11 protein-coding genes are annotated in these 11,323 nt (G+C 44.4%); 6 read left to right on the top strand and 5 right to left on the bottom strand.

The genetic code is table 11. From position 1 onward, the window contains the following. The first annotated feature begins 84 nt into the window (after positions 1-84). The 5 genes from IPL83_06730 to IPL83_06750 all read left to right on the top strand — a co-directional run bounded on the left by IPL83_06730 (position 85) and on the right by IPL83_06750 (position 6,075). Positions 85-1,590: a hypothetical protein gene (locus IPL83_06730; protein ID MBK9038838.1), complete on the top strand. Its 1,506-nt coding sequence runs from the start codon at positions 85-87 to the stop codon at positions 1,588-1,590. 132 nt (positions 1,591-1,722) lie between these two features. Then, on the top strand, positions 1,723-2,580 hold the full coding sequence (locus IPL83_06735) for a hypothetical protein (GenBank protein ID MBK9038839.1): 858 nt from the start codon (positions 1,723-1,725) through the stop codon (positions 2,578-2,580). 246 nt (positions 2,581-2,826) lie between these two features. Beyond that, a complete protein-coding gene (locus IPL83_06740; GenBank protein ID MBK9038840.1) occupies positions 2,827-4,716 on the top strand; it encodes a hypothetical protein in 1,890 nt (629 codons plus the stop codon). A 179-nt stretch (positions 4,717-4,895) separates the two neighbouring features. Continuing rightward, positions 4,896-5,783: a hypothetical protein gene (locus IPL83_06745; protein MBK9038841.1), complete on the top strand. Its 888-nt coding sequence runs from the start codon at positions 4,896-4,898 to the stop codon at positions 5,781-5,783. 103 nt (positions 5,784-5,886) lie between these two features. Further along, positions 5,887-6,075, top strand: coding sequence for a hypothetical protein (locus IPL83_06750; protein MBK9038842.1), 189 nt, complete (start codon positions 5,887-5,889; stop codon positions 6,073-6,075). Positions 6,076-6,284: 209 nt separating this feature from the next. Here IPL83_06750 and IPL83_06755 read toward each other — a convergent pair whose 3' ends face one another. The 3 genes from IPL83_06755 to IPL83_06765 all read right to left on the bottom strand — a co-directional run bounded on the left by IPL83_06755 (position 6,285) and on the right by IPL83_06765 (position 8,975). Then, positions 6,285-7,031: an ATP-binding protein gene (locus tag IPL83_06755; GenBank protein ID MBK9038843.1), complete on the bottom strand. Its 747-nt coding sequence runs from the start codon at positions 7,029-7,031 to the stop codon at positions 6,285-6,287. Between the two features lie 46 nt (positions 7,032-7,077). Continuing rightward, positions 7,078-8,574 carry an IS21 family transposase gene (locus IPL83_06760; GenBank protein MBK9038844.1) on the bottom strand — a complete coding sequence of 499 codons (1,497 nt, stop codon included), beginning with the start codon at positions 8,572-8,574 and terminating at the stop codon, positions 7,078-7,080. Positions 8,575-8,654: 80 nt separating this feature from the next. Next, positions 8,655-8,975, bottom strand: coding sequence for a hypothetical protein (locus tag IPL83_06765; GenBank protein ID MBK9038845.1), 321 nt, complete (start codon positions 8,973-8,975; stop codon positions 8,655-8,657). Between the two features lie 73 nt (positions 8,976-9,048). On the opposite strand from IPL83_06765, the gene IPL83_06770 reads away from it, so the two are divergent. Beyond that, positions 9,049-9,582, top strand: a complete 534-nt coding sequence (locus IPL83_06770) for a hypothetical protein (protein MBK9038846.1) — start codon at positions 9,049-9,051, stop codon at positions 9,580-9,582. Between the two features lie 227 nt (positions 9,583-9,809). Here IPL83_06770 and IPL83_06775 read toward each other — a convergent pair whose 3' ends face one another. Together IPL83_06775 and IPL83_06780 are read right to left on the bottom strand one after the other, a co-directional pair. Then, positions 9,810-10,355 (bottom strand): hypothetical protein, encoded by a 546-nt coding sequence (locus IPL83_06775; GenBank protein MBK9038847.1) that lies wholly within the window; start codon positions 10,353-10,355, stop codon positions 9,810-9,812. Between the two features lie 102 nt (positions 10,356-10,457). Continuing rightward, entirely contained in the window at positions 10,458-11,159 is a 702-nt protein-coding gene (locus IPL83_06780) for an SOS response-associated peptidase (protein ID MBK9038848.1), read from the bottom strand. Positions 11,160-11,323: the final 164 nt, after the last annotated feature.

Consider the following 11,323-nt stretch of genomic DNA (forward strand, 5'->3'; position numbering starts at 1 on the left):
TTTTAACTTCAACTGGACGGATTCAGATAGGCATATCCGTTGCAATTAAACCGGAGAGTATTGGGAAAAATGGGAGAACGATTGATGTTCCTGATTGAATTTCTAATAGCTAAATCACTATCAAAGTCAAGATTTGGCTCATTAAATCTAATTTCACAGGCATCTCTGGTGGTGATTTTGCTTTCTATTATGGCATGCAGTCCTGCCCTAAAAACCTCTTCCTCGCTCAATCTTGACGAATCAGGGAACTCATTAATACCCTCGAGCGGGTTGAAACTTGAAAATGCCCTCGACGATCTTCCTAAAAATCAAAAGTCACTTGATGTCATTTGCGCTAAGTCAGGATCTGATAAGTTTCGGAAAACCTTCTGTCAGCCGAATCGTCCGCAGATCAAAAGCCTGAGAGACCTTTACTCAATCCTAGGGATTTCGATTAATGACAGCAACTTTTCTTGTACCACGAACTCAGTTTCATTGGTGCGAAATGATGTAAGTGTTCTCAATCCAAGATGTATTAGTTTTCCCCGCTTTCAGCAAGATCCCGAGGCATTGGCTATTGGATACCAAAGAGGGGAGTTAACTTTAGTTGAAATCATTGCAAGAGATCCTCAAAGCAAGGAATTAGCATTCTATTTGCTCGACTATGAACTTCCTTGTGAAAAGAAGCCAGGTGGCTGTCAATCAGGGGAATATTTTGTCGAATCGTCCGAGGCCGGATGGGTTAATTTGTCTTTCTATGAGGATGTTTCTCTTGTGAACACAGCTTTTGATTGTACAAACTGTCATCAGCCTAAAGGTCACGGGACAGAAAAGAAATTGAGAATGGCAGAAGCAAGTCTACCTTGGACTCATTGGATGAGCTCCGATACTGATTGCGGCAAGTCTTTGACTTCAGATTTTGAGGCTGCTCATGGCGGTGAAGGATTCTATGCGGGAATACCGCTTCAACGCTTTCCTCGAATGAAAGCGGAAAATTTGGAATTTTTCGTTAATAACAATGGATTTAAAGGAAGAACTCATGGAAACGACTTTTACAATTCATTTCAAATTGAATCGGAAATCACTGAAAATCCGGACGTCCTGAGCCCCACTTGGTTTGAAGAATATGAGCGAAGAAATTTATTCCTGGGTCTGGATTCCTTTGGAGGAGTTTCAATGCCCTACTCCAAGTGTAAACAGAGCGACCCCGACCGCCTCAATAGTTTCACAAAAAAATATCGAGCGGCAGTTTCAGGTCAAGCCTCCTTGGCTAGCGTTCCCTTCCTGAATAAAGTTAACAAGGATTCTGAGATAGATTTGCGTGATCGCGGGTTGCTGGCTGCGCAACATTTAGATGATAAACAGCTTTTAGAGAGAGCCTGCCTGCCTTGTCATAACTCAAAAGTTGATTCATCTATTAGTAGGGCAAAGTTTAATGCGGAACTGCTTGGATCAAACTCTTTGGCAACAATTGATCGAGCAATTGAGCGTGTCAGAATGGCGAATGACGATCTGGAAAAAATGCCTCCCAAACTATTTTTGAATTTATTGGATACAGAAAAACAGCGGCTCATTAATTACTTGGCTTCAGTAAAGAGAAGGGGGAATTGATCAACGGGCCGTTCTTATTTATCTGAACTGAAAAATGGTGCGTTTGCTCAGTGGTTGATTTGATGATTATAATTATTAATTGAGCAATTGCATGCTTGATGATTCAGGCGACAGTTGACGAAGGAGAGTAAAATGTCTATTCGAACGATAAAAACAGTTGTGGCATCAGCAGGCCTGATGATGGTCAGCCTTGGCTGTTCAGAATTTAAGGTGTCAAAGTCAAAGTTAGAGAGTTTCCCATCAAACATATCCTCGGACAAAGGGAAGATGAGCCAAACGGATATTGCTTTGTCGGCCGTGACCCAGGTGTTAGCGGATCTACAGCTCAGTCAAATTGACGGTCTTATGGCTTCTCAGGAAATGAGACAGCTGGCCTTTCAAGGTGAAAATGATGGTTGGGGCGGTGCCGCTGCTGAAAATTCATTGCAGGCAAGTCAAGGCTCCGGTGGCTGGGGCGGCGGTGGTGATGCAAATGATAGGACAAATCCCAAGGATACATTTAAGATAGAGCGCGATTGTGATTTGGGTGGAAAAGTCTCGTCCACTTTTAAAGCGAAAAATATTAACACAAACGGACTCGCCGCCTTTGCTGAGGCTACAACCACTCCAATGCAGACTCAGACCTTGGAATTGACACAGGATTTTACGCAGTGTCGATTTTCTGATACATCTCATTCCATTTACGTAGTGAGTGGACAATTGAAAATCCCAGTCCAGGCGACTTCTTCTGGAGTTTTTACTGTAAAGAAAACTGTATTCGGTTTGTCAAGTAATGGCGGTGGCGAAGTGAGTGGGCGTCTGAAGATTACCTTGTCAGACATCGAAACAGTCAATTGCGAATTGCGGGTAGGAGCTGAGGCTGTAACGGCGACAGGAGAAGTCCAGCGGGCCCAAAGAAAAGGTATCATATCTTTGCAATCAGCATTTTCTGGTCAAGTCTGTGGAGAAGAAACGCAGACTGATACAGTATCCGCAAAGGTAACTTTTTAAATTAAGAGGGAAGGAGAGGCTGCCTCTCCTTCGATTAAAATGGGCGGGCCATGGCCCGCTTCGAAGGATTGACGTTCCAATTTTACCGACCAATCGTTGACCTAATTTCAATTTAAATGGATTCTGTACCAGGAGGTTCCTCTCCTTTTTTCAATTATTGGATGGCGATTTTAGATTCGATTATCAAATGATAATCACCTCAACTGCATTATTTTTGTAGGATATGAAAGGTTGGGGGGGGTAGCGATGAGCAGGAAAATTTGTTCTTTAGTATGGCCTATGATTGCCTTTGTAGCAGTTGTCATTATGGCAGTCAATCTTCAGGGCTTTGTTGGGGTTCGCTTTTCGCTCGGAGGGGGTATCGCACAAGCTCAGGATCAATCTGTATTGATGGAGTATGAAGCCTGGTTTGGTCCGACGGGCATTAAAATAAAACCCAATTCCCCAATTAAACCGATTCTAACCTCGAACAATATGATCCGTTTTGGCGGTGGCTATGATAGCAAAGATGAGTCTGTTATTGAGCAACACTATAAGTGGTTTATTGAAATGGGAATAGACGGTGTTGTATTGGATCACACCAATAATGTTGCTTGTACTTTCTCTTCGGATACCTTTAACGCAGAAATTCCAAACGCTATTCTGGATTCGTACCTAATAAATGGAAGAAGTCTCTCTCCTGAATATTCTCTATATTTTGGAAATCTGGGGTGGATAGGCAAAATGGATTCCTTTTCTAAGGACACCTATGGGGATCAGCAATTGCTAAGGTTTCTTCAGAATGCTCTTGGATGTCGGGTGGGTGATGAATTCCAGGTAGCGATGGAGACGATAAAATCCAACAATGAGAACATTTTTCGCCTATTTAGTCAATTTGCCACCAAATACGGAAAGACCATCAAAATTGTTATACTTGCTGGAGGCTATGAGCCAACCGCCTGGGAGTCCTTGCCATCTAAGGGAGGATTGTCAGGAATGGATCTGCAGGTTGAGTTTTATGGTTCATTGTACCGACGATATCCGCAACTCAAATTGATGTATCTAGGAAAGCCTTTGTTATTATCCTATTTTGCCGCACCCACAGCCACTGAACTGTTTAAACATTTTGAAGAAAGGGTCAGCAGTTTAAGCTGGCAAGACTTCACCTTGAGAAAAATGGGTGGTTTTATGTCAAATCAGCTCAATGTGAGTGGATTTTCCGGAATTGGAGAGCTTGGATTACCCCGGTTTACTCAATTGTGGACTTGGATCGACCGCCTGCGCACAGATCCGCCAGTTGAAACACTTGGTCCGTCCTATTCGGTGAATGATCCAGCTTCCTTGGGTGTTGAGGCGTTTACAGTAACGATGGCAAATCCTGCTGTCGATGGCTGGGGCAATGTTGCGACAAGAACTCCGACAACGCGCGGTGATTTGCGCAATGGGGGAGAAACGTTCAGAAGTTTTATGAGGCTTGCGAAAGAATTAAATCCTCGATTTTTGATAATCAATCAATTTAATGAATTTGCCGAACCCGATCAGGGTTGGGACGAACAAACATCGAATGATATTGAACCCACAAATATTTGGGGCAATAAATATCTAGATCTTGTAAAGGAGGAAGTTCGGATTTTTCGCTCAGGTCAACCCGAACAGCCTGTTGAAGAAGAATCTCCACTTTCTCCTGGTGAATCAGTCGTCAAGCCAATTTCTGCTCGTTCCCTTACCGATATTCCGGGATGGCCCGCCACTGCAGTTTTAGACAGTGATGTTTTTACTGTCTACAGCAGTTATCCGATTACAGATATGAATTATTTGACACGCGAATTCTTGGCAGTTTGGCTTCCGGGAAATACGAATCGACTTCCTCACTTGGTGACACGTCTTCGCCTTCAGTCTCGTTTTGCCAGCCAGGTCGTTTACGGGTTTCCTCGCCGTTACAGAGTCTATTTAACTAACGAAAAAAACACAGAATGGACTTTGATCGGTACCTTTTCGCAACAGCCTGTGAACGGCTGGGTGGAACTCAATATGAAGAACGGGACTGCGCCAAGAGAGAGCTGGGGAGCACTGATAGTCCCTGTCGAGCTGGACCCCGCTGATCCGGCTGGACCCTATTTTCAAATGTCTGGTGTGGAATTTGTAACGACAAAATAGGTGGAATGGAGGTCCTGGTGATCTGCATTTGGAAGCTTTCTTTCTTGGCTTGAGTGGTTCTATTCGTTTATAATTTTTGAGTGATAACCACACGAATTAAATTGATTACTTTCTTTTTGGCGATGGGGATTGTTTGTCGTATCCTGGCTGAGGATGGCAGAGTTTCGTGGAGTCAAAAAATGCGGGAAACCGCAAAGGTCTTGATTGATGGGTTCCCGTATTTATATTCTAAACTAGAGTTTCAAGACCCAAAGAACAAGAAGAGGATAACATCCTATATCCAGGGCCTAAAAGAGAACATCCATGAACTTCCGACAGACGATGGAAAGAGTCTTCTGGGATCAGATCCTCTAATAGATCAATTCAATAGGGAAATTCCACAGACCCTGAACAAAGCCTTAGATTCTTTTTCGCTCAAAAACTATGAATTGGCTCAACAACAGGTTCGAATGGCTATTCATAAATGTGTTGCCTGTCATACCGCGTATCAAATGGGCCCCTATGATGGCAAAACCAATGACGAAGTTGTGGGAATTCCTCTGGATTCTCTGAGTAAATTCGAAGTGAGTATTGCTCTTCGCCAATTCAATTCGGCCTTGTTCATTCTGGAATCTGAGATTGGTGACAGTAAACGTCTCAATCAATCAGGCGCTCTGGCTCTTGTTTACTTGCGGATGCACCTTCTGGTATCGGTTCGTTCTTTACAAGACAATGAGAGAGCCTTACGGGCAATTGACTCATATGCCAAGAATCGGAAGAATTCCTCAATTGAAGAAACACGATTGATAAGCCTTTGGAAAAAGGACATTGCGTTTTGGCAATCACTGAAAGGGGCTCCAAAAGAAAAACTCTCCCAGGTTGAGAAGCGTATAGGGAGCGGACATTTGGCTTCTGTGAAATACGGTGACTACGTCCTGCGGCTCTTGCAGAGCTTTATGCTGCATCAGTCTCTCGTAGAACAGAAGGATTTGAAGGAGAAAAAACGGGTTTATAAAGCACTGGGCGAATCTTACCGAGCCTTGGATTTGCCTATCTTGTCTGATCTTTCGGTTTTGTATGGGCGTTAAATGAATTGCCGCTTTCTATAATAAATTCAGCGGCTAGTTTACATATTGTACACCCTTCCCCTTTGCGCTAGCCAGGTTTAATAGAAATTCCTGGGGACTAGCAATGAAATCTATCAACAAAGTCGTAGTGGTACTTACTTCGGTCGGCCTTTTCTGGTGCCAAGAGGTTCTGGCTCTCAAAAATTGCTTGCAAGAATTGGATATTATTGGGCAGGCTGATATTTTTCGGTTTCCCAATGCCTTTCCTGTTGTTGACGATAAGGCTACCGACCCAAACACCTACGCCTGTTAGGCGACAATCAATTTTGGCCACTTTTTTTGTTCGGCGCAAATTAAATTTGGCCAGTTGGTGACGCAGATGTATCTACATCTTGTTTGGCTGTCAAACTTGTTTCCAGGTTTTTATTTTTTTCAAGAGATGCTTGGTTCTGCTTTGCGAAGGGACCCCCCGATCACGATGATCGGGGGTAACAGGGTGTCTGAGGGATAGAGTCCCTCAGGTCAGGATGACGTTTTGATGGAGGGCTGTACTTTCTTATCCGCCAGAGTTGCTTTTATTTTTGTTCTTTTTTTTGCCTCTTCCGCTCTCCAACTCGGGCCCTTGATGTTGAAGGTTTCGCATTTATGAATGATTCGATCGATGGCAGCTGCTGTGTTTAATGGATTAATAAACACCCTGTCCCATTCGGAGAATGTGAGATTGGTGGTAATCAAAACGCTTTTTCGCTCTGCTCTTAGCGATAAAATTTGGAAGAACAGATCCGCTCCATCTTGGGTTTGGGCAATGTATCCAAGCTCATCGCAAACCAGCAGGTCGTACCGGTCGAGGCGTTTGAATAGGTGTTGCAGCATGAGATTTTTTTTTGCTTCCAGCATTTGTTCAATCAGGCCGTGAGTCGAGACAAACAGGCAGCGCACATTCTTTTTTACTAGCTCCTTGATGAGCGCGATCCCTAGATGCGTTTTCCCGACCCCAAAGCTGCCATAAAATACAATGTTGGATCCGTCTCGAACAAAATCGCCTTTTGCGAGACGTTTAAATTCTCCTTCGGTGATACCTTCTCTTTGGGTAAAATCGAAGTGTTCGATCCGCTTCTCCAGAGGAAGTTTGGCCTCTTTACTTAACCGCTTAATTCTTAATTCGTATTTGCTGTTCAGCTCCTCATCGACAAGGCCCGCCAGATATTGCTCATAGGTCAATCTGCCCTTTTCCGCAGCCCGCGAGGCTTCGTTATAGCCTTCGGCCATGGTTGCAAATTCAGCTGTTTTAGGCCATTGCTGAGTTCTTCATTTGTCATCCGGTTACTCCTTGTTGGTTGGGAATGAGTTGATCATAATCTTTTAAATTTGGACTTATCGGGGTTTGGCCAAACCGTGTGCTGAGATCGATTACCAATGCCTCGGGTCTGCGCTCAACAAGAAGCAGGTCTTTGACTTCCATGAAGATGTTCATCACGCCCACAGGCTGGCCAAGAACAATTTCTAGCGCACATTGGATCTCGCTTAACGGCGTGTGATGGATGAGATTCATTATACGTAAAAACTCGCGTTCGGATGCCCCAGGAAGGTTCTCTTGGCTTTTGAGCCGACGATAAAGATCCCTGAATATTTTCTCTGGGAATAAAATTTCACGGTGTTTCCATCGGATCATCGCTTGTGGCTTGCGGAGAAGGCTTTTTAAAATATGCTCAAGCTTTATGCTATGCTCACCCTCAGACATTCGAGGATGGACAACGATGACATCACTGCCCTTGCGCGTGATTCGTGTCTCAAAAGCACCAGCCACGACTCGGCACTCTAATCCGATCCATGCATCCGCAACTGAGTAAGTGGTCTTGGCGACGCGAACCGTGCCATGCGGAGACGCACGAGTCTCTTCCACGCGGCAAAGCACATCCTCGTCTCGCGGCAACAGCGATCTCAACTGACCACACTCTGTTTTCAGCAGTTCAGTGACGGCTTCGCTTTGCTCCTGTTCACCGAAGGCCTCGAGCTCGACGTTGAGGTGGGAAAAATCCCGGAACCTGATCCCATGAACATTTACGTGATTCCTAAATCTCCTCGACCAGGTTTGAATGTCGCGCTCAACATCACCTTTTTCATTGCCTCGGCCTGGAGAGCAGGGAAGAACTCCAAAATCGTAATATTTGATCGCCCTATTAAACGCATCCGTGTAGTCGCGGCCTCCGTCTTTTTTCACCCGCTTCACGCATGGACTTAAGTTGTCGATTCGAATATTTTTTGTTTGACCACCAATTTTTTCAAAAAATGAATGGACGCCATCCATGAAACATTCATAGGTCTTGTGTGGGAAGCCCTTGATGACGCAAGCGTTAGAAAACGGCAAAGTACCAAAATGTAAGTGCGCAATCACCGGGCCCGATAAAAATGGCAGTTCGATTGATTCTTTAAAATCAAACTGTGCCTGCTCGCCAGGGGTATACTCTTGCTCAAAAAAGCGCTCTTTTGGCTTTCCCTCGCACCACGATTTCATTCGCCTTTGAATCGTGCGTTCGCTACCCAAATAGCCTAGCGGACGAATCAGCGCATAGATCTCGCCGGCCGAAAGTTCCGGGGCGATAACGAGCTTCCCCCGAACAAAACCCTCAAACTCGGCAAAGAAATCCTGCCTTGAGGGAGTGGATCTTGGTCGATAGCATGGGGGAGCTGTCGATTTGAGGTACTTGCGCACAGTCTTTCGATCAAGATCAAGCTCCCGCGCAATCTTGGACTTGCTCTCGCCAAGGTGATCAAGAGCTCTTATTTTATGAAAAATATCCATTGTTATCACCGGCTAAAGCCTCCTCAGTCCCGTCGTGGGACACGAGGAGTGATAATGCAGCCTCGGCTCCAACGCCAAGGTGGGGAATTTTAATTGGCGCGCGACCGACCTCGCAATTTTCCCAATGCCTCCAGCACGTTACCAAGATTGCCAGAGTCCAATGCCTCCAGAAGCTCCCAAACCTTGGCATTGCCCGAGCCGCTCCAGACATCCAAAGCAACGCGAATCCATTGCTTCTCGCCGCTCGAAAAACACGCCGCATGCCTGCGCATTTCCATCGCTTGAAAACGAATTCGCGGACGCCTATCTTCGAAATAAAATTCCAACAGCTTGGGATGATTACGGAAAATCACCGCAATCACTTCGTGAGTAAATCGATCGGGATCTGTAGCCGATTGCCAGCCATCCATAAAGGCCTCCTTTGGCCCCGCCTCGGCGGGGAAAAAGTGGCCAAATTTAATTTGTGCCGGTGGCCCTTTTTAATTGGCGGCTAACACTCATTTCGAGGCCCTCAAAAAGCTGCTTTCGCCTGAACGTTTTTTTCCAATTGTGGGCCTTAAGACCGAGCAAGTAAACGAAATACCAGAGGGATCAATTGATTTGTTCTCAGATGTATTTGCGGCCGGAAGCTACTCAGATCGCCCTGATTTGGTCTTCCTTAATGCTATCAAATGGCTGAAGGTAGACCATGAGGCCTATATCACTCTGACTACCGACACGTATTTGAGCGAAGAGACTACTGAGGCGACATCAGTTTTTCCGTTTTTTTCAAAGAAGAAAGTGAAGAAGAGATGGCGAGACCGATCTTTCCTTGAGTTTTTTAAAAATATTCGAGGTGTTGATTTAATGTATTCAATAAAAGAACTAGGCCAGGGTGAGTCTGCATTGCAACTGAAACTTATCAAACGTGATATGCATTTTTCAGTTCCGGAGCTTCGTCCTTTAGAAATTGATAATTCTTATCCACCCTTAAGAAGATTTGAGAAAACTGGAAATATTTTAGTTATTTCCAAATAGGGCTAAAATGAAATAGGAAAAATTTTCGAAGACTGCAGGCAGTCTATAATAGAATTCTATCTGCGATGCGCGTGGCAAACCAAGGATATAGATATATTTGTTAAAGATCTTGATCTTTCCGAAATATTGGAAAGAGAAAAACAACTTAGGGCGGAGAAAAAACACTAGAAAGTGTTTTTTCATTCCGCTCCTCAGTTTTCTAAACAAAAAGAACTTTATTTTGAGACTTACTCAAAACAGGAAGAAATCACAGGCACTGATTCAATAGAATGCGATCCGTAGGTCTCAAGATCCTGAACTTTCACCCCATAGTATTTGACCTCGACAGCGCTCTTATCTGACCCCTGCGGAAGCATCACACGAATATAACCAGCTCCTTCGACCTCTTCACCGCAAAGATTTTCATTTCGATAGGAAATTTCTAAGTTGACGGGCAGGAAAAGAAGATATTTATCCTTGCGCTTAGCTAAGTGACTAAATGGAACTTCGTAGGGAACCCACACGTCTTCGAATTTCACAGTGCCATCCACCTCTATAAGTTGCAAAGTCCTCACCTTGAGGACGACTCCTAAATCAATTTTGTAAGGGTTAACCCAACTTACGGAAAAATCCTTTGAGATCAAATAGTGGGAAAGATTTCTAAGATGTTCTATATTTGATGTTTCTTCTCGAACCACAGGGTCAGAGGAGACAATTGAGAGGCTTGGCGGAACCAGCGCCTTTGACTCAACGGCCATATATAGAGCTACTAAAGCAATAAAAAAGTGTTTCATGTACCCTCCGTTTAAGAAATTTATTGGGAAGATTTGAACCTGGTAGAAAGGCCCTGTCAACCTCAACCGGAGACCCCTAATATCTCATCTCGGTCATTGTTATTATGGTGCTTTTAACAGTGCTAACAATAGCTCTGGTCGATTGTTTCGAGGATTATTGACGAGATTGGATATTTCTCGTGCTTCCAGCCAATCAGACGGGCATGGATTAAGGAGATTTTTCAGCGCCAAGATGTCATGGTTATGGGGATCAAGCCAATCTTTCTCCCCCAATCGAGAAAGTATAGCCGGCATACGGTTGTGTATCTTGGCTACAAGTGAATTAGCTGACGTAGTGATAATCGAAAATGAAAATACCTCTTCGTTAGTGGTCTTCGATTTCCAACACTCCCACACTCCTGCTAAACTCATGATGGGATCGCCCTTCAAAGATATTGCGTAAGGTCGCTTCGGCCCCCCATCGGTGCGTTGCCACTCAAAGAAACCAGAGAATGGTACAATGCACCGACGACGTAGGAAGGGCTCTTTAAAGCTGCGCTTCTCGTCAATATCCTCAGCCTTGGCATTTATAAGGCTATACTTATCGGCCGCCTTAACATCTTTCGCCCAAAAAGGGACAAGGCCCCATCGAAAAAAACCAATTCGTAATTCGCCATCTTCTCGAAAAACGATGGGTGATTTCTGAGTCGGCGAAAGATTGTAGTTAGGAACAAAGCCGTTCAAAGGGTTATTCTTGGCCTTCTCATTTAAATAACGAAGACGGAGTTCCTCTTCAGAATAGGTTTGATAGGCTCGACCGCACATATCAGAAGCATAATAGAATTTCCGTGTCCAAAGGCATTGATAATTTTGCTAAATGGCATTTTTTTAAAATGATTCCGTATTGACGCGGCATAGAATTCAAAATAGAGCAAAATTCGAAGTTCCCTCACATCTGAACTCACTTGGATGTTGTGCATCTGGGATAA

This window comes from Bdellovibrionales bacterium (assembly GCA_016716765.1).
Classification (GTDB): domain Bacteria; phylum Bdellovibrionota; class Bdellovibrionia; order Bdellovibrionales; family UBA1609; genus JADJVA01.